Source organism: Mycobacterium triplex (genome assembly GCF_000689255.1).
GTDB lineage: Bacteria > Actinomycetota > Actinomycetes > Mycobacteriales > Mycobacteriaceae > Mycobacterium > Mycobacterium triplex.
In genome coordinates this window covers 1644959-1663129 of record NZ_HG964446.1, presented here as the reverse complement: position 1 = coordinate 1663129, position 18171 = coordinate 1644959, and the positions used below count along the sequence as shown (strand labels likewise).

16 protein-coding genes and 1 riboswitch are annotated in these 18171 nt (G+C 67.2%); of the genes, 8 read left to right on the top strand and 8 right to left on the bottom strand.

Features of this window, described 5'->3' with window-relative positions; genetic code table 11:
- Positions 1 to 12 precede the first annotated feature (12 nt).
- Together BN973_RS07790 and nagA are read left to right on the top strand one after the other, a co-directional pair.
- Positions 13 to 1350 carry a sugar porter family MFS transporter gene (locus BN973_RS07790; RefSeq protein ID WP_036467083.1) on the top strand — a complete coding sequence of 446 codons (1338 nt, stop codon included), beginning with the start codon at positions 13 to 15 and terminating at the stop codon, positions 1348 to 1350.
- The gene (gene nagA / locus BN973_RS07785) at positions 1341 to 2468 is read left to right on the top strand and encodes an N-acetylglucosamine-6-phosphate deacetylase (protein ID WP_036467081.1); all 1128 of its coding nucleotides are present in this window, start codon (positions 1341 to 1343) and stop codon (positions 2466 to 2468) included. The genes BN973_RS07790 and nagA overlap by 10 nt, the downstream gene beginning before the upstream one ends.
- Here nagA and yhjD read toward each other — a convergent pair.
- Positions 2465 to 3493, bottom strand: coding sequence for an inner membrane protein YhjD (gene yhjD / locus BN973_RS07780; protein ID WP_036467079.1), 1029 nt, complete (start codon positions 3491 to 3493; stop codon positions 2465 to 2467). The genes nagA and yhjD overlap by 4 nt on opposite strands.
- Positions 3494 to 3503: 10 nt before the next feature.
- Positions 3504 to 4523 (bottom strand): tryptophan--tRNA ligase, encoded by a 1020-nt coding sequence (gene trpS / locus BN973_RS07775; protein ID WP_036467077.1) that lies wholly within the window; start codon positions 4521 to 4523, stop codon positions 3504 to 3506.
- Positions 4524 to 4662: 139 nt separating this feature from the next.
- Here trpS and BN973_RS07770 point away from each other — a divergent pair, with 139 nt between their 5' ends.
- Entirely contained in the window at positions 4663 to 5472 is an 810-nt protein-coding gene (locus BN973_RS07770; RefSeq protein WP_036472149.1) for an alpha/beta fold hydrolase, read from the top strand.
- Here BN973_RS07770 and BN973_RS07765 read toward each other — a convergent pair.
- Both BN973_RS07765 and BN973_RS07760 read right to left on the bottom strand, forming a co-directional pair.
- Positions 5469 to 6695, bottom strand: coding sequence for an NADP-dependent isocitrate dehydrogenase (locus tag BN973_RS07765; protein ID WP_036467074.1), 1227 nt, complete (start codon positions 6693 to 6695; stop codon positions 5469 to 5471). The two genes, BN973_RS07770 and BN973_RS07765, sit on opposite strands and share 4 nt — an antisense overlap.
- A 1-nt stretch (position 6696) precedes the next feature.
- Positions 6697 to 8934: an NADP-dependent isocitrate dehydrogenase gene (locus BN973_RS07760; RefSeq protein ID WP_036467071.1), complete on the bottom strand. Its 2238-nt coding sequence runs from the start codon at positions 8932 to 8934 to the stop codon at positions 6697 to 6699.
- A 127-nt stretch (positions 8935 to 9061) separates the two neighbouring features.
- Positions 9062 to 9183: riboswitch (SAM riboswitch) on the top strand.
- Between the two features lie 174 nt (positions 9184 to 9357).
- Here BN973_RS07760 and BN973_RS07755 point away from each other — a divergent pair.
- The 4 genes from BN973_RS07755 to BN973_RS07740 all read left to right on the top strand — a co-directional run bounded on the left by BN973_RS07755 (position 9358) and on the right by BN973_RS07740 (position 14083).
- Positions 9358 to 10701 carry a bifunctional o-acetylhomoserine/o-acetylserine sulfhydrylase gene (locus BN973_RS07755; RefSeq protein WP_051641164.1) on the top strand — a complete coding sequence of 448 codons (1344 nt, stop codon included), beginning with the start codon at positions 9358 to 9360 and terminating at the stop codon, positions 10699 to 10701.
- A gap of 20 nt (positions 10702 to 10721) precedes the next feature.
- Positions 10722 to 11861 carry a homoserine O-acetyltransferase MetX gene (metX, locus tag BN973_RS07750; RefSeq protein WP_036467068.1) on the top strand — a complete coding sequence of 380 codons (1140 nt, stop codon included), beginning with the start codon at positions 10722 to 10724 and terminating at the stop codon, positions 11859 to 11861.
- Entirely contained in the window at positions 11858 to 12592 is a 735-nt protein-coding gene (locus tag BN973_RS07745; RefSeq protein WP_036467066.1) for a class I SAM-dependent methyltransferase, read from the top strand. Before metX ends, BN973_RS07745 begins: the two co-directional genes overlap by 4 nt.
- Positions 12593 to 12700: 108 nt before the next feature.
- A complete protein-coding gene (locus BN973_RS07740) occupies positions 12701 to 14083 on the top strand; it encodes an MFS transporter (RefSeq protein WP_084163326.1) in 1383 nt (460 codons plus the stop codon).
- On the opposite strand, the gene BN973_RS07735 is transcribed toward BN973_RS07740, so the two are convergent.
- Both BN973_RS07735 and BN973_RS07730 read right to left on the bottom strand, forming a co-directional pair.
- Positions 14055 to 14471: a pyridoxamine 5'-phosphate oxidase family protein gene (locus BN973_RS07735; protein WP_036467064.1), complete on the bottom strand. Its 417-nt coding sequence runs from the start codon at positions 14469 to 14471 to the stop codon at positions 14055 to 14057. The genes BN973_RS07740 and BN973_RS07735 overlap by 29 nt on opposite strands.
- Positions 14472 to 14751: 280 nt before the next feature.
- Complete coding sequence (locus BN973_RS07730) at positions 14752 to 16194, bottom strand: FAD-dependent oxidoreductase (protein ID WP_036467062.1); 1443 nt, start codon at positions 16192 to 16194, stop codon at positions 14752 to 14754.
- Between the two features lie 270 nt (positions 16195 to 16464).
- On the opposite strand from BN973_RS07730, the gene BN973_RS07725 reads away from it, so the two are divergent.
- A complete protein-coding gene (locus BN973_RS07725) occupies positions 16465 to 17028 on the top strand; it encodes a DUF732 domain-containing protein (RefSeq protein WP_051641163.1) in 564 nt (187 codons plus the stop codon).
- Here the strand turns inward: BN973_RS07725 and BN973_RS07720 are convergent.
- A complete protein-coding gene (locus BN973_RS07720; RefSeq protein ID WP_036467059.1) occupies positions 17025 to 17309 on the bottom strand; it encodes a DUF3017 domain-containing protein in 285 nt (94 codons plus the stop codon). The two genes, BN973_RS07725 and BN973_RS07720, sit on opposite strands and share 4 nt — an antisense overlap.
- The gene (locus BN973_RS07715; protein ID WP_036467056.1) at positions 17306 to 18151 is read right to left on the bottom strand and encodes a bifunctional methylenetetrahydrofolate dehydrogenase/methenyltetrahydrofolate cyclohydrolase; all 846 of its coding nucleotides are present in this window, start codon (positions 18149 to 18151) and stop codon (positions 17306 to 17308) included. Before BN973_RS07715 ends, BN973_RS07720 begins: the two co-directional genes overlap by 4 nt.
- Positions 18152 to 18171 lie beyond the last annotated feature (20 nt).

The following is an 18171-nucleotide window of genomic DNA, read 5'->3' as shown; positions in this document are numbered from 1 at the left end:
GGTGCAGATCACTTGAGAGGTCCGCGCATTGGGCTCACCGGCGCCAGTGTCGGCCTCAGCTACGGCTACGACCTGTCCATCATCGCCGGCGCACAGCTGTTCATCACCGAGGATTTCGCACTCACCACATCTCAACAGGAGCTGCTGACGACGATGGCGGTGATCGGGCAGATCGCCGGAGCGCTCGGGGCCGGTGTGCTCGCCAACGCGATCGGCCGGAAAACATCGATCGTGCTGATCCTGGTCGGGTACGCGACGTTCGCGCTGCTGGGCGCGTTCTCGCCGTCGTTGCCGATGCTGCTGGCGGCACGACTGCTGCTGGGCGCGACCATCGGTGTGATGGTGGTGGTCGTCCCGGTGTTCATCGCGGAGTCGGCTCCGGCGGCGGTGCGCGGCGCGCTGCTGACGACCTATCAATTCGCGATCGTCACCGGCCTCATCGTCGGCTACCTCACCGGCTACCTGTTGGCCGGCGCCCATGGCTGGCGGTGGATGCTGGGACTGGCTGCCGTGCCGGTGATGCTGTTGCTGCCGTTGGTGATTCGGCTACCCGATACGGCTCGGTGGTACCTGCTCAAGGGCCGGGTCGACGACGCCCGCCGTGTACTGCTGCGGGTGGAGCCCGCCGCGAACGCCGACGACGAGCTCGCCGAGATTCGCCGAGCGCTGAGCGAAGGTAGTGGCGGTATCGCCGAGATGCTGCGGCCGCCGTATCGACGGGCCACGATGTTCGTGATCGCACTCGGGTTTCTGCTCCAGATCACCGGCATCAACGCGATCATCTACTACAGCCCCCGCATTTTCGAAGCCATGGGATTCACCGGCAATCTCGCGCTGCTCGGCCTGCCGGCCCTGGTCCAGGTCGCCGGGTTGGCCGCGGTGGGCGCCGCGTTGACGCTCGTCGACCGGGTGGGCAGGCGCCCAATCCTGTTGTGCGGCATCGCCATGATGATCGCCGCCGACGTCGTGCTGGCGGTGGTGTTCGCTCGCGGCGGCGGCGGTGCGGCGCTCGGGTTTGCCGGCATCCTGGTGTTCATCATCGGCTACACGCTGGGTTTCGGCTCGCTGGGCTGGGTGTACGCCAGCGAGAGCTTCCCCACCCGGTTGCGGTCCATCGGGTCGAGCACCATGTTGACCTCCAACCTGATCGCCAACGCGATCGTGGCGGCGGTTTTCCTGACCATGCTGCATTCGCTGGGCGGCGCGGGCACTTTCGCGGTGTTCGGGGTTTTGGCGGTCATTGCGTTCGGGTTCGTCTACCGGTTCGCGCCGGAGACCAAGGGACGCCAACTCGAGGAGATCCGCCACTTCTGGGAAAACGGCGGACGCTGGGAAGACCCGTGCCCCTGATCCGCGCGGGCACCGTCGTGCTCGGCGGCCGGGCCTGCCGGCCGGGATGGGTACAGATCGCCGGGGCACAGATTCTGGCCTGCGGGGACGGCGCGCCGCCCGGGCAACCCGACCGCGACTTCCCGGATTGCCTTGTGGTGCCGGGGTTTGTCGACATGCATGTGCACGGAGGCGGCGGAGCCTCGTACCTGGACGCCGAACGCATCGGCGAGGCCGCGGCATTCCACCGGCGCCACGGCACCACCACGACACTGGCCAGTCTGGTCACCGCCGCACCCGGCCCGCTGATCGCGGGCGTGCGCGCGCTGGCCGACGCCACCCGATCCGGCACCATCGCCGGCATCCACCTGGAGGGGCCGTGGCTGTCGACCGCACGTTGCGGGGCACACGATCCCGCCCAGATGCGCGATCCCGAACCCGCCGAGATCGACGAGGTGCTGGCCGCCGGCGAGGGCACGATCCGGATGGTCACGCTGGCGCCGGAGCGGCCCGGCAGCAGCGAGGCGATCCGGCGTTTCACCGACGCGGGAGTTGTTGTCGCCGTGGGGCATACCGATGCGACCTATGAGCGGACCCACCAGGCGATCGCCCTGGGCGCCACGGTCGGCACGCATCTGTTCAACGCGATGCCGCCGCTGCACCATCGCGCGCCCGGCCCGGCGCTGGCGCTGCTGGAACACCCGGATGTGATCGTCGAGCTGATTCCCGACGGTGTGCACGTGCACCCCGCCGCGGTGCACGCGGTCGTCCGGGCGGCCGGGCCCGACCGGGTCGCCGTCATCACCGATGCCATCGCCGCGGCCGGCTGTGACGACGGCGCATATCGGCTCGGCGCGGTGCGGATCGACGTCGAGTCGGGGGTGGCCCGGGTGCACGCCACGTCGACGATCGCCGGCAGCACCGCCACGATGGATCAGCTCTTTCGCACGGTTTCGCGGCTCGGCCCCGATGCCGATGCCGCACTGGCCGCCGCGGTGCGGATGACCTCGACCACACCGGCGCGGGCGCTGGGCCTGCAGCGGGTGGGCGCGCTGCGGGCCGGCTACGACGCCAACCTCGTTGTGCTGGACCGTGAATTGCGGGTCGCGGCCGTGATGACCCGGGGGGTCTGGCGCTAACGCAGCCGACGGGTCAACCGGGAAAAGGCCAGCGCACCAACGGCTCCCATCGCCATCGCGGTCAGCGTCTGCCGGGTACCGATCCCCTCGTCGAGCAGGACCCGCGGCGCGATGACCGCCGGCGCCGGCGGCGGGGCGTACTTGCTGCGCGGGTCGTTGGAAAGCGTGGCGGCCCAGGCGGCGGCGAAGAGCACGAGATACCCGGTGATGTAGGAGAACACCATCAGCCCCAGCACCGGCCCGAACGTCGCACCCGCCGGGCTGCGCAACACGACACGCAGGTAGATCGAGGCCACCTGTTTGAACAGCTCGAAGCCGATCGCCGCGAGTAAGCCGGCTCGGGCCGAGTCGGGCAGGCTGACCTTGTGTCGCGGCAACCGGCCGATCATCCAGGTGAACAGCACCCACGACACCAGCAGCGACACCAATATCGACAGGCCGCGGAACACTTCGCCGAATATCGAGAAATCGGGTATGCCAGCCCATTTCAGTACCGCACGCATCGGCGCCGCGTGCCCGAGCGCGGTGAGGGCGAGGGTGGCGAGGATGACCACGAAGGTGCCCACCATCGCGACCAGATCGGAAAGCTTGTCGCGCACGAATCCCGGCGACTGCAGCGGTTCGTCCCACCACATCTCGGTGACGGCCCCGCGCAGGTGCGACATCCAGCCCAGACCGGCCCACGCCGCGGTGGCCAGCCCGATGACACCGACCGACGTGCGCGCGTTGATCGCCGAATTCATCAAGTCCACCAGCTGCTGCCCGAGCGCGCCCGAGACCGCGTTGCGGATGTGGTCGTCGATGCTGGCGAGCAGCTTGGGATCCTGGGCCAGCATGAAACCGACGACCGCGAAACTGACCATCAGCAAAGGGAATAGCGCGAAGATCGTGTAGTAGGTGAGTCCGGCCGCCAGGAAGCCGCCGTTGCGCTCGTCGAAATGTTTGTAGGCGCGTAGCGCGTGGTCGAGCCATCCGAACCGGGCCCGCAACCGGTCAAGGATCCCTGGCTTGGCCGGCTCGTCCATGGTGAGCGCACTACCTCCGTCGCGGAAGAAACCCCAGCCGATCGTAGACCCGCTGGACCGTTTTCCCGGCCACCTCATCGGCGCGCTCCGCACCGGCCGCCAGCACGGCCTCCAATTCGGCCGGATCCGCGGTCAATTCGTCGACCCGGGCCTTGATCGGGGCGACGAATTCGACCACCGCCTCGGCGGTCTCCTTCTTCAAATCGCCGTAGCCGCGTCCGGCGTAGCCGTCGACGAGCTTGTCGACGGGTACACCGGTGACCGCCGATTGGATGGTCAGCAGGTTCGATACGCCCGGCTTGGCTTCGGTGTCAAACCGGATCTCGCGCTCGCTGTCGGTCACGGCCGAACGAATCTTCTTGGCGGACAACGCCGGATCATCGAGCAGGTTGATCAAGCCGGCGTCCGTGGCGGCCGATTTGCTCATCTTCGACGTCGGGTCGCCCAAGTCGTAGATCTTGGCGGTGGCCTTCGGGATCAGCATGTCGGGGACGACGAACGTGTCCGGGAAGCGGCTGTTGAACCGCTCCGCGATGTCACGGGCCAGCTCGAGGTGCTGGCGCTGGTCCTCGCCCACCGGGACCAGATCGGTGTCGTAGGCCAGCACGTCGGCGGCCTGCAACACCGGATAGGTGAACAGCCCGACGGTGGTGGAGTCGGTGCCCTGCCGCTGCGACTTGTCCTTGAACTGCGTCATCCGCGAGGCCTGCCCGAAGCCGGTGAAGCAGCCCAGCACCCACGCCAGCTGCGTGTGGGCGGGCACCTGGCTCTGCACGAAGACGGTGCTGCGGGCGGGGTCGATGCCCAGCGCCAGGTACTGGGCGGCGGTGACCAGGGTGCGGCGGCGCAGCGCCTCGGGGTCCTGCGCGATCGTGATGGCGTGCAGGTCGACCACGCAGAAGAACGCGTCGTAGGTGTCTTGCAGCGCGACCCACTGGGTGATCGCGCCCAGGGCGTTGCCGAGATGAAGCGAATCAGACGTGGGCTGCACGCCGGAGAAAATCCGGCCGGATTCCGTAGCGGTGCTCATGATGTTCCGATCTTTTCACGCCGGTATTCGGGCGAGGCCCGGCCTGGTTCGGCACCGCGTTTCGGTACCGGCGGTACCGGGTAAAGTCGAGGGCATGACGACTCGCGAGCCGATCCACCTGGGTTCCGGGGAGCCGGTCCTGCTGCTGCACCCGTTCCTGATGTCCCAGATGGTGTGGGACGACGTGTCCCGGCGACTGGCCGATACGGGCCGCTACGAGGTATTTGCGCCGACGATGGCCGGCCACAACGGCGGCCCGTACGCGGGCACCTGGCTGCTGAGCTCGGCGGTGCTGGCCGACCACGTCGAACGCCAGCTCGACGGGCTTGGCTGGGATACCGCCCACATCGTGGGCAACTCGCTGGGGGGCTGGGTCGCCTTCGAGCTCGAGCGGCGCGGCCGGGCCCGCAGCGTCACCGGCCTCGCGGCGGCGGGCGGCTGGACCCGCTGGAGCCCGGTCAAATTCGAGGTCATCGGCAAGTTCGTGGCCGGCATGCCGATCTTGGCTTTGGCCCGCGTGTTCGGCCAGCGGGCACTGCAGCTGCCGTTCAGCCGCCGGCTGGCCAGCCTGCCGCTGAGCGGCTCGCCGGACGGGATCAGCGAGCGCCAGCTGTCCGGCATCGTCGACGACGCCGCGCATTGCCCGGCCTACTTCCAGCTGCTGGCCAAGTCGCTGCTGGGGCCCGGCCTGATGGAGTTGGCGCAGACCGCGGTGCCGGCGCATGTGGTGTTGTGCGAGAAGGACCGCGTGGTGCCGCCGAGCCGCTTCAGCCGCCATTTCACCGACTTCCTGCCCGCCGGGACGAAGGTCACCCGGCTCGACGGCGTCGGGCATGTTCCGATGTTCGAGGCGCCCGACCGGGTGACCGAGGTCATCTCCGGTTTCATCGAGGAGTGCACCCGCCCGGCCCGGGTCCTGAAAAACCTGGAGACCCCGCCGGCGAGCTAGGCCAGCGCCTTCTCCAGGTTCTCGGCGATCGAGCCGAGGAACTCCTCGCTCTGCTGCCACTTCTGATCGGGACCGATCAGGATGGCGAGATCCTTGGTCATCTTCCCGCTCTCGACGGTGCCGATGACGACGGATTCCAGCTTCCGGGCGAAGTCGATGACCGCGGGCGTGTTGTCCAGCTTGCCCCGGTGCTGCAGTCCCCGCGTCCAGGCGAAGATCGAGGCGATCGGGTTGGTCGACGTCGGCTTGCCGGCCTGATACTGCCGGTAGTGCCGGGTGACGGTGCCGTGAGCGGCCTCGGCCTCGACGGTCCTGCCGTCGGCGGTCATCAGCACCGAGGTCATCAGCCCCAGCGAGCCGTAACCCTGCGCGACGGTGTCGGACTGCACGTCGCCGTCGTAGTTCTTGCAGGCCCAGACGTAGCCGCCCTCCCACTTCAGGCAGGCGGCCACCATGTCGTCGATCAGCCGGTGCTCGTAGGTCAGGCCCTCGGCCTCGAAGGCCTCCTTGAACTCCTCGTCGTAGATGCGCTGGAACTCGTCCTTGAACATGCCGTCGTAGGCCTTGAGGATGGTGTTCTTGGTCGACAGGTACACCGGCCATTTGGCGTTCAGGCCGTACTTGAACGACGCCCGGGCGAAGTCGCGGATGGAGTCCCGGAAGTTGTACATCCCCATCACGACACCGCCGTCGGAGGGGATGTCCACCATCTCGTGCACGATCGGCTCGCCGCCGTCGGCGGGGGTGAAAGTTATTGCGACAGTGCCGGGTTTGTCGACCTTGAAGTTGGTCGACCGGTACTGGTCGCCGAACGCGTGACGTCCGATGACGATCGGCTTGGTCCAGCCCGGAACCAGCCTCGGCACATTTGAGATCACGATCGGCTCGCGGAAGATGGTGCCGCCCAAGATGTTTCGGATCGTCCCGTTCGGGGATAGCCACATCTTCTTGAGGTTGAACTCGGAGACGCGTGCCTCGTCGGGGGTGATCGTCGCGCACTTGACGCCCACGCCGTGCTTCTTGATGGCATACGCCGCGTCGATCGTCACCTGGTCGTCGGTGCGGTCGCGGTGCTCGATGCCCAGGTCGTAGTAGTCCAAGTTGATGTCGAGGCGCGGAAGGATCAGCATGTCCTTGATCAGCTTCCAGATGACGCGGGTCATCTCGTCACCGTCGAGTTCGACCACGGGGCCCTCGACTTTGATCTTGGACGCGCTTGCCATATCAGCCCTGGGAAGCCGCCAGCGCGTCATTGAACGTCTTGCTCGGCCGCATCACCGCGGTCGTCTTCTCGTTGTCCGGCTGATAGTAGCCGCCGATGTCGACCGGTTCGCCTTGTACTTTGGCCATTTCTTCCACGATGGCTTCCTCGTTCTTGCTCAACGAGTCGGCCAGCGCGGCAAAGTGTTTGGCCAGCTCTTCGTCGTCGGTTTGCGCGGCGAGTTCTTGGGCCCAGTACAGCGCCAGATAGAACTGGCTGCCGCGGTTGTCGAGTTCACCGGTCTTACGCGATGGACTCTTGTTGTTGTCCAACAACTTGCCGATCGCGGCATCGAGCGTCTTGCCCAGAAGCTTGGCGCGCGCGTTGTCGGTCTTGATCCCGATGTCTTCGAAACATGCTCCGAGAGCGAGGAATTCGCCGAGGGAGTCCCAGCGCAGATGGTTCTCCTCGAGAAGCTGGTGGACGTGCTTGGGCGCCGAACCGCCGGCTCCCGTTTCGTACATCCCACCGCCGGCCATCAACGGCACGATGGACAGCATCTTGGCGCTGGTGCCCAGCTCCAGGATCGGGAACAGGTCGGTCAGGTAGTCGCGCAGGATGTTTCCGGTCGCGGCGATGGTGTCCTGTCCGCGCATGGCGCGCTCGATCGTGTGGCGCATGGCGCGTTCCTGCGACATGATCTGGATGTCGAGGCCCTCGGTGTCATGCTCGGCCAGGTAGGTGTTGACCTTCTTGCGCAACTCGCTCTCGTGCGGACGCTCCTGGTCCAGCCAGAACACCACCGGCATACCCGAGTTGCGGGCCCGGGTGACGGCCAGCTTGACCCAGTCGCGGATCGGTTCGTCGCGAACGATCGGCATACGCCAGATGTCGCCGGCCTCAACGTTTTGCGTCAGCAGCACCTCACCCGTGTCGAGGTCGACGATGTTGGCGACACCGTCCTCGGGGACCTCGAACGTCTTGTCATGCGAGCCGTATTCCTCGGCCTGCTGGGCCATCAGGCCGACGTTGGGGACGGTGCCCATCGTGGTCGGGTCGAAGGCGCCGTGGGTCTTGCAGAAGTTGATGATCTCTTGGTAGATCCGGGCGAAGGTCGACTCGGGGTTGACGGCCTTGGTGTCCTTCTGCCGTCCGTCGGCGCCGTACATCTTGCCGCCGGCGCGGATCATCGCCGGCATCGACGCATCCACGATCACGTCGCTGGGCGAGTGAAAGTTGCTGATGCCCTTGGCCGAATCGACCATGGCCAGCTCGGGGCGATGTTCGTGGCAGGCATGCAGGTCGCGAATGATCTCGTCGTGCTGCGAGGCGGGCAGCGACTCGATCTTGTCGTACAGATCGACCAATCCGTTGTTGACGTTGACGCCGAGTTCGTCGAACAGCTTCTGATGCTTGGCGAAGGCGTCCTTGTAGAACACCTTCACGGCGTGGCCGAAGACGATGGGGTGGGAGACCTTCATCATCGTCGCCTTGACGTGCAGCGAGAACATCACGCCGGTCTTGTAGGCGTCGTCGATCTCGGCTTCGTAGAACTCGCAGAGCGCCTTCTTGCTCATGAACATGCTGTCGATGATGTCGCCGTCGCGCAGCGACACCGTCGGCTTGAGCACGATCTTCTTGCCGTCCTTGGTTTCCAGCTCCATCTTCACGCTGCGGCCGCGATCCAGCGTCATCGACTTCTCGCCGTGGTAGAAGTCGCCGTGCTTCATCGTCGCGACATGGGTGCGCGACGCCTGCGACCACTCCCCCATGCTGTGCGGGTGCTTGCGGGCGTACTCCTTGACCGCGTTGGGGGCACGACGGTCGGAGTTGCCTTGGCGCAGCACCGGGTTGACCGCGCTACCAAGGCATTTCGAATAGCGCTCGCGAATCTCCTTGTCCTCGTCGGTCTTCGGGCTCTGCGGGAAGTCGGGAATCTTGTAACCCTTGCCCTGCAGCTCCTTGACCGCGGCGACCAGTTGGGGCACCGACGCGCTGATGTTCGGCAGCTTGATGATGTTGGTGTCGGCCAGCTTCGTCAGCCGGCCCAGCTCGGCCAGGTTGTCCGGCACCCGCTGCTCTTCGGTCAGGTGCTCGGGGAACTCGGCGAGGATCCGGGCGGCCACCGAGATGTCGCTGGTCTTGATCTCGATGCCCGCCGGCTCGGCGAAGGCCCGCACGATCGGCAGGAACGCGTAGGTCGCCAGCAACGGCGCCTCGTCGGTCAGCGTGTAGATGACGGTCGGCTTATCGGCGCTCACGGACGGTCCCTCTCCCGGTCAGATTTTGGGGGGCTCAGCGTTATCGTTGCCACGTTATCAAGGGCGTTTGAGCAGGTGTCGACCTGCCATTGGCATCCGGTCGGCTCAGTAAGATAGTCTTTGTATCGGTCATGAGCGCCAGCATCAAGCCCCGGCTTGCTGGCCGGCAACCCTCCAACCGCGGTGGGGTGCCCCGGGTGATGACCAGGTTGAGTAGCCACAGCACCGGCTATCCGGCAAGCGCGGGTCCGCCATGACGGGCCCCTGAGTAGACAGGGAAACGTGATGTGCAGTCGTTCACCTCATCCGCGTCTCATCGTGTGTCGGTGCTGAACCACCGGCCGCCGGGTGACGTCATCGATGCAGGCTCCCGGACGGCTACCAGCACCTCGATACGTCCCCTTCCAGCAGAAAGCCCCGCTCATGAGCGCCGACAGCGATAGCAACAGCGATCCGACCGCGCATTGGTCCTTCGAGACCAAACAGGTGCATGCCGGCCAGCAGCCCGACCCGGCCACCAACGCCCGTGCCCTGCCGATCTACCAGACCACGTCGTACGTCTTCGACGACACCACGCACGCCGCCGCCCTGTTCGGGCTCGAGGTCCCGGGCAACATCTACACCCGGATCGGCAACCCGACCACCGACGTCGTCGAGCAGCGGATCGCCGCGCTCGAGGGCGGCGTGGCCGCGCTGTTCCTGTCCTCCGGACAGGCCGCTGAGACATTCGCCATATTGAACCTCGCATGTGCCGGCGATCACATTGTGTCCAGCCCGCGGCTGTACGGCGGCACCTACAACCTGTTCCACTACTCGCTGGCCAAGCTCGGCATCGAGGTCAGCTTCGTCGAGGACCCCGACGATCTGGACTCGTGGCAGGCGGCCGTGCGACCGAACACCAAGGCGTTCTTCGCCGAGACGATCTCCAACCCGCAGATCGACATCCTGGACACCCCCGGAGTCGCCGGGGTCGCCCACGCCAACGGTGTGCCGCTGATCGTCGACAACACCATCGCCACGCCGTACCTGATCCAGCCGTTCACGCAGGGCGCCGACATCGTCGTGCACTCCGCGACCAAGTACCTGGGCGGGCACGGCTCCGCGATCGCCGGGGTCATCGTCGACGGCGGCACCTTCGACTGGACCCAGGGCCGCTTCCCCGGGTTCACCACGCCCGACCCGAGCTACCACGGCGTGGTGTTCGCCGAGCTGGGGCCGCCGGCGTACGCGCTCAAGGCGCGCGTGCAGTTGCTGCGTGACCTCGGGTCCGCGGCCTCGCCGTTCAACGCGTTCCTGGTGGCCCAGGGCCTCGAGACGCTGAGCCTGCGCATCGAGCGTCACGTCGCCAACGCGCAGCGGGTCGCGGAATTCCTCGAGGGGCACGACGGCGTGGTGTCGGTCAACTACGCGGGGCTGCCCAGCTCGCCGTGGCATGAGCGGGCAAAAAAGCTGGCGCCCAAGGGAACCGGCGCCGTGCTGGCGTTCGAGCTGGCCGGCGGCATCGAGGCCGGCAAGGCGTTCGTGAACGCGCTGCAACTGCACAGCCACGTCGCCAACATCGGCGACGTGCGCTCGCTGGTGATCCACCCGGCGTCGACCACCCACGCCCAGCTGAGCCCGGCCGAGCAGCTGAGCACCGGCGTCACACCGGGACTGGTGCGGCTGGCCGTCGGCATCGAGAACATCGACGACATCCTGGCCGACCTCGAGCTCGGATTCGCCGCGGTCCCGAAGAGTTCGGACCCGCAGTCCGTGGCGGCCTTCTGAGGACCCGAAAGAACAACGTCATGACGATCTCCGACGTCCCCACCCAAACGCTGCCGGCCGAAGGCGAGGTCGGCCTGGTCGACATCGGCTCGCTGACCACCGAAGGCGGCGCGGTCATCGACGACGTCTGCATCGCCGTGCAGCGCTGGGGCGAGTTGTCGCCGACGCGCGACAACGTCGTGGTGGTTCTGCACGCGCTCACCGGCGATTCCCACATCACCGGCCCGGCAGGGCCGGGACACCCCACCCCCGGCTGGTGGGACGGTATCGCGGGGCCGGGTGCACCGATCGACACCAACCGCTGGTGTGCGGTGGCCACCAATGTGCTGGGTGGCTGCCGCGGCTCCACCGGGCCGAGTTCGCTTGCCCGAGATGGAAAGCCGTGGGGTTCCCGGTTCCCGCTGATCACCGTGCGGGATCAGGTGGAGGCCGACATCGCCGCACTCGACGCGCTGGGAATAAACCAGGTCGCCGCCGTGGTTGGCGGGTCCATGGGCGGCGCACGCGCTCTGGAATGGATGGTCGGCCACCCCGAGCGGGTTAGGGCCGGATTGCTGCTGGCGGTCGGGGCGCGTGCCACCGCCGACCAGATCGGCACCCAGACCACCCAGATCGCGGCCATCAAGGCCGACCCGAATTGGCAGGGCGGCGATTACCACGACACCGGTCGCGCACCGGATGCCGGGCTGGCGATCGCGCGGCGCTTCGCCCATCTGACCTACCGCGGCGAGGTCGAACTCGACAACCGGTTCGCCAACGACTGCCAGAGCGGCGAGGACCCGTCGGACGGCGGGCGCTACGCGGTGCAGAGCTATCTGGAACACCAGGGGGACAAGATCCTGGCCCGGTTCGACGCCGGTAGTTACGTGATCCTGACCGAGACGCTGAACAGTCACGACGTCGGCCGTGGCCGCGGCGGAGTCAAGAAAGCGTTGCGCCGCTGCCCGGTGCCGGCGGTGGTCGGCGGCATCACCTCCGACCGGCTCTATCCGCTGCGCCTGCAGCAGGAGATGGCCGAGCTGCTGCCGGGCTGCGCCGGGCTGCAAGTTGTCGACTCCATCTGCGGGCATGACGGCTTTTTGGTGGAAACCGAGGCGGTGGGCGAATTGATCCGCGAGACACTGAATTTGGCCGCGAACGAAGGTGCGTGTCGACGGTGACCCGGTCGAGGAACGACCGCTCGCTGTCCTTCGGTGCGGCGGCCGCAGCCTATGAGCGGGGCCGCCCGTCGTATCCGCCCGAGGCCATCGACTGGCTGTTGCCGCGGGGTGCGCGCCAGGTGCTCGACCTGGGCGCGGGTACCGGCAAGCTGACCACTCGGCTGGTGGAACGCGGCCTCGACGTCGTGGCGGTGGACCCGATTCCGGACATGCTGGAAGTGCTCAGCGCCTCGCTGCCGGAAACCCGTGCCGTACTGGGCACCGCCGAAGAGATTCCGTTGGAGGACAACAGCGTTGACGCCGTGCTGGTCGCTCAGGCGTGGCACTGGGTGGATCCGGAACGAGCGATTCCCGAAGTGGCCCGCGTGTTGCGCCCCGGCGGGCGGCTGGGGCTGGTGTGGAACACCCGCGACGAACGGCTCGGCTGGGTGCGGGAACTCGGTCAGATTATCGGCAGCGATGGCGATGGCCGCCGTTTCGACGTGACGCTGCCGCCGCCGTTCACCGACCGTCAGCGCCATCAAGTCGAATGGACGAATTACCTTACGCCGCAAGCGTTGATCGATCTGGTGGCCTCACGCAGCTACTGCATCACCTCGCCCACCGAGGTTCGCACCCAGACCCTTGACCGGGTGCGCGAACTGCTGGCCACGCATCCGGCGCTGGCGAATTCGACCGGGCTGGCGATGCCGTACGTCACCGTGTGCATCCGGGCGACGCTGTCGGATTGAAGAATCCGGGACATCCAACAACCGAACTCCATCTTAAAGTTGGGCGAGAGGGCGCGAATCGCACATCGTCGCAGCTAAAGATGATGTCTCGCAGGGTATCTTGAGCTCGTGCCGACGGCCGCGGAGTACGCCTGGACGGTACAGGAGTATCCGGCCGCGAAGGCTGCGCGTCTTCAGCGTCCCCAGCGTCCCCAGCGTCCCCAGCGTCCTCAGCGGTGGAAGCCGATCGTGCTGCTCGCTTTGGTGGTTGGGCTACAAAGCGCCGACGCCGGTACCGTGGGGGCGCTGGTCGTCCCGCTGACGCAGTCATTGCACATCAACAACATTCAGGTCGGGCTGCTGGTCACCGTTTCGACCGGGGTCGGCGCCGTCGCCACGCTGCTGGCCGGACCGCTGGCCGACCGCACGGTGCGGGTCCGCCTGCTGTGGATAGCACTGCTGGTGTGCTCGGCGGCCATGGCGTTGAGCGCCGCCAGCCCCAGCTACGGCTGGCTGCTGGCATGCCGGGTCGCCCTCGGCGCCGGGATCGCGGTCTCCGGCCCGGTGGTCGCCTCGTTGGTCGGTGACTACTTCAGGCCCGCCGAGCGCGGGCGCGTGTACGGGCTGGTGCTCGCCGGCGAGGGGACGTGCACGGCGATCGGGCTGCTGGTGGCCGGCGAACTCGGGGCGATCAGCTGGCGGCTGGGCTTCGGCTGGCTGGCCGGGGTCGGATTCCTGCTCAGCATCGCGGTGGCGACGCTGCTTCGCGAGCCGCTGCGGGCCGGCCGCCTCGGTGGCCGGACGCAGAATTCACCAGGCCGCTCCATCTGGCGGGAACTGCGCTGGGTGCTGTCGATCCGTACCAATGTCGTTCTGATCGCGGCGTCCTCGTTCGGCTACTTCTTCTCCACCGGGTTGAGCACCTTCGGGGTCGCGCTGTTGTGCGGCCGGTTCCAGATCGGCCAGCCGGTGGCGACGATGCTGATCGCCGTCCTCGGCGTCGGTGCGCTGACCGGCGTGCTCACCACCGGACGCGTCGCCGACTGGCTGACCGACCGGGGTCAGATCAGCGCCCGGATCATGGTGGGCGGGACGGCTTTTCTCGCGGCCGCGGTGTTCATCCTTCCCACGCTGCTCGCCGACAACCTGCTGTTGGCACTGGCATTCGCGTTCTTGGCCGGCACCGCAATGGGCGGGGTGAACCCGCCGCTCAACGCGGCGCGACTGGATATCGTGCACTCGCGGTTGTGGGGCACGGCCGAGGCGGTGCGCAGCACCCTGGTGTCGATATCGACGGGGTTGGCGCCGGTGGCCTTCGGCGCGGTGTCCACGGCACTGGGCGGCACTCCCAGCGCGCTGGGCGACACCTTCCTGATCATGCTGGGCATGCTGATCGTCGCCGCGGCGCTGCTGTTATGCGTGGCTCGCCGGACCTACCCGCGCGATGTCGCGACGGCGATGGCGTCCGAGGTGCTGACGGCTACTACCGAACCGGCGCCGGACCGAACTTGAACCGGCGTCCGGAGATCTCCATGGCGATCACCCGGACGAAGTGAGGCTTCACCGTGGCCGGCCACGACAGCAACTGCGCGTCCTCGGCGTCGAGGATCTCGTCGCGCGCCGTCAGCAGGTGTGCCCTGCCCTGGATGATCACGCTCCACCCGTCGACGTCACTGTGGCCGTCGGCCTCGAAAGCTATCCGGTCACTCATGACGGCGTGATAAAGCTTGGTACCCGAGGCAGTTCGGAACAGCAGCGTCCGGCGCTGGGTGATGAAGTTGACCGGAAAGATTTCGGCCCGCCCGTCCGCGACGACGACAAATCGCCCCAACGCCACGCTCGACAGCAAGTCCCAGCTCTCGTCTTCGCTCAGCACAGTCACCGGATCGTCTGCAGGCATGGCTCAGCCTAACGCGACGGCGATCCGGCGCGACACCAGCATGACGGCGGCTGGGGAACCATCCCTTGGACGACACCCGAGTATTCGCGTCGCCCGAAACGCCTGGCGCACATGGCCTGCCGCGGTCGGCTACTCCTGCCCGTCGTCGTCGCCGTCGGTGAGGAGTTTTTCGGGGTGGTGGTGCGGGGTTGGCCGCGATCCAGGTGGGGGGCGCAACGGGTTTAGCGAGTGTGCACTCATGGCGATCGACTCGCTCGGAGGCGGACACCACGAAGAGATTTCAGAATTTCAGGCCGGAGTACATCACCTGGTTGGGGTCGTACTTCTGCCGCACGCTGTTCAGCTGCGACAGATTCGAGCCGAAATAGCGCGGCGCGGAACCGTTGGGCTCCAGGTAGTTGACGTATCCGCCGACCGAAAACTGTTGGACCGCTTGGTGCGCGGAGCTCAGCCACTGGGTCGCGGCGGCGACCTGGTTGGCGGCCGGCTCGACGTACCACTGCAGCACCGCGGACTGCCGGCGCCACGGAAACGCCGAATCGCCGGGGGCCACGTCGGCGACCGCTCCGCCCAGCGGATCCACCAACAACGAAGCCCGTCCGCCGGAGGCGGGCCATTGCCCGATCGCGGTCGCGATGGCATGGGCCGCAGCGGAATTCACCGTGGTGATCACGTCGGATCCGGCCACGAACCCGCGCGGCGCCGATGTCGAGCTGCCGCCGGCCAGATACGTCACGAGGTCCATCCGGTTCATCGTCTTGTTGGTCACCGCGCTGGGCTGCAAGCCGACCGCAGCCTTGATCGCGTCGGTCACCCCGGCCGCCCCACCGGCGGGACAGGTCGCGAGAATATGGCAGTCGGGCTGAGCCGAGCCGACCGCGAGATCGACCATGGCCCAAGCATTTCGGTCCGCGCCGTTCAGCCAGTTCTGCCAACCGACGAGCACCTGGACGGCCGCCGACGGTGCGAATTCGAGCCGGATGACGTCGGTGTCACCGGTCGGGAAGGTCGCGAACGTCATCGACGTCGTCACCCCGATGTTGCCGCCACCACCGCCGCGAAGTGCCCAGAACAGGTCCGGATGATCGTTGGCGGACGCGGTGACCACGTCGCCACTGGGCAGCACCACCGTAGCCGACTGCAACGCGTCGCACGCCAAGCCGGCATGCCGGGAATCGTTGCCGATTCCCCCACCGAGCGTCAGCCCCGCGACACCGACGGTGGGGCAACTGCCCGTGGGGACGCCGCGACCGGCGCCCGCGCAGGCCTGATGCACCGCCCACAGAGTCGTCGCCGGGGTGACGGTGACGTTGCCGCCGTCGAGGTTCGCCCCACCCGGAAGCCCGCGCAGGTCGAGCACCATGGTGCCGTCGGCGGTCGATGCGCCGATGTAGGAATGCCCACCGCCGCGCGGAGCGACCTTCAGCTTGTTCGCCGCCGCGAAGGCGACCGCCTTCTGCACGTCGGCCTGGGAGGATACCGCCACGACTGCCGCGGGGGTGGCGTTGTTGTAGAACGAGTTGAATACCTGCTTGCTCGAAGCGAATTGGGTACCACTGGCCGGCAGCAGCACACTGCCACCGATGGTGGAAGCCAAGCCGTTCCAGCCGGCCCCCGCGGCACCGGGATCCGCGGCAGCCCGCGTGGTCCCGAGCACCGCGCCCGTCGCCAACATTGAAACGGCACCGCGAAGAAACGTCTGACGCGAGATGCCACGATCCATGATGCCGCATTCTCAACCATTTCTCACTCCAGAGCACGGTGCCGCGGCACGTGTCGGATCACAGAGTGGCCTCGATTGACCGGGACTCGATCCACGTTCGCCCGTAACGCTTTCCGCGCGATAACCGATGTCTCGGAAGCATCGCGCCCACGAAACGCATAGTGTGCAAACCTTGACCTTCCCGTGTCACAAACGTGACAGCCATAGATCAGTCTTCCTAGAGTGATTCGAGTGCCTTCAGGGCACTGGGCGACAGATGGGGAAGCTGTCATGAAAGCAGTTGTTGCTGCGCAGAGTTGGGCCTGGCCGTTTCGCCATCAGCCGCTGACCGTTCGCTTGCTGGCCGCGGTGGCCGGCCTGCTCACCATCGCCGCGGCGTTCGGGTCGCCGCCGGCCGAGGCCGACCCGAACGCCGACGACAGCTTCATCGACGCGCTCAACCACGCCGGCGTCGACTTCGGCCAACCCGGAAACGCGATGGCCGTCGGCGAATCCATCTGCCCGATGCTGGCCCAGCCCGGCGGCAGCTTCGCCGGGGCCGTCACGAGCGTGCGACGCCAGGGCATGTCACCGGCGATGGCGCAGATGTTCACCACGATCGCGATCCAGTCGTACTGCCCGCAAATGATGGCGAACTTGGCCAGCGGCAACATGCCCAACATGCCCGGTGGCATGATGCCCGGCGGCATGCAAAACCTGCCCGGCGGCGTCATGCCGAACATGCCGGGCGCCATGCCGAACATGCCCGGCGCGATGCCGAACATGCCCGGTATGCCGAACATGCCGGGCGGCGCGATCGCCGACCTGCCCCAGATCACGGGCCCGGGAATTTAACCCGTACCAAGCGGATCGATGGTCCAGGCGATATAGACCATCGCGGCCCCGACCGTCGCGGTCGTGACGAAGTCAATGCCCTTGCTGCGCACCACCAACAGGCCCGCGCGATCGTCGGACAGCACCAGCCGCAGGATCGCGGCGACACCGACGGCGATGCCGATCAGCAGCGAGCCGCGACGCCAGAAGTTGGCGCCCACCAACGCGAATGCCGTCACGAAGATCAGCCCGACCAGCAGGATCGGCCACTGCGCTTTGGCCGCGGACTTCGCCGAACTCATTGCCGCTCGGCCAGCTCGACCACGTTCGTCAGCAGAAACGCCCGGGTCAGCGGGCCGATGCCGCCGGGGTTCGGCGACACATGCCCGGCGACCTCCCACACGTCGGGGTGCACGTCGCCGGTGAGCTTGCCGTCCACCCGGCTGACGCCGACGTCGAGCACCGCGGCGCCCGGGCGCACCATGTCGGCGGTCACCAGGTGCGGCACTCCGACGGCGGCGACGATGATGTCGGCCTGCTTGGTCAGCGTGGGCAGGTCACGAGTTCCGGTGTGGCACAACGTAACCGTCGCGTTCTCCGAGCGGCGCGTCAGCAGCAGGCCCAGCGGCCGGCCGACCGTCACGCCGCGGCCGATGACGACCACGTGCGCACCGGCGATCTCGACGTCGTAGCGGCGCAGCAGGTGCACGATGCCGCGCGGGGTGCACGGCAGCGGGGCCGGGTTGTTGAGCACGAGCCGGCCCAGGTTCGTCGGGTGCAGGCCGTCGGCGTCCTTGGCGGGATCGATGCGCTCCAGCGCGGCGTTCTCGTCGAGATGCTTCGGCAGCGGCAACTGCACGATGTAACCGGTGCACTCGGGGTTGGCGTTCAGCTCGTCGATCGTCTCGTTCAGCTTGGCCGTGGAGATGTCGGCAGGCAGATCGCGACGGATCGAGGTGATGCCCACCTTCGCGCAGTCGGCATGCTTGCCGCGCACGTAGGCCTGGGACCCGGGATCGTCGCCGACCAGGATCGTGGCCAGCCCGGGCGTACGCCCCGCCGCGGTCAGTGCCGCGACGCGTTGTTTGAGGTCGACGAAGATCTCGTCGCGGGTGGCCTTGCCGTCCAGTGTGATTGCGCCCACGCCTGACAGTCTGGCACGAC

What these genes read in the sequence shown, in the direction of transcription:
- yhjD (WP_036467079.1), bottom strand. Translation starts at nt 3,493, where the DNA reads ATGGACGAGCCGGCCAAGCCAGGGATCCTTGACCGGTTGCGGGCCCGG.
- trpS (WP_036467077.1), bottom strand. Translation starts at nt 4,523, where the DNA reads ATGAGCACCGCTACGGAATCCGGCCGGATTTTCTCCGGCGTGCAGCCC.
- BN973_RS07765 (WP_036467074.1), bottom strand. Translation starts at nt 6,695, where the DNA reads ATGGCAAGCGCGTCCAAGATCAAAGTCGAGGGCCCCGTGGTCGAACTC.
- BN973_RS07755 (WP_051641164.1), top strand. Translation starts at nt 9,358, where the DNA reads ATGAGCGCCGACAGCGATAGCAACAGCGATCCGACCGCGCATTGGTCC.
- metX (WP_036467068.1), top strand. Translation starts at nt 10,722, where the DNA reads ATGACGATCTCCGACGTCCCCACCCAAACGCTGCCGGCCGAAGGCGAG.
- BN973_RS07735 (WP_036467064.1), bottom strand. Translation starts at nt 14,471, where the DNA reads ATGCCTGCAGACGATCCGGTGACTGTGCTGAGCGAAGACGAGAGCTGG.
- BN973_RS07730 (WP_036467062.1), bottom strand. Translation starts at nt 16,194, where the DNA reads ATGGATCGTGGCATCTCGCGTCAGACGTTTCTTCGCGGTGCCGTTTCA.
- BN973_RS07725 (WP_051641163.1), top strand. Translation starts at nt 16,465, where the DNA reads ATGAAAGCAGTTGTTGCTGCGCAGAGTTGGGCCTGGCCGTTTCGCCAT.
- BN973_RS07720 (WP_036467059.1), bottom strand. Translation starts at nt 17,309, where the DNA reads ATGAGTTCGGCGAAGTCCGCGGCCAAAGCGCAGTGGCCGATCCTGCTG.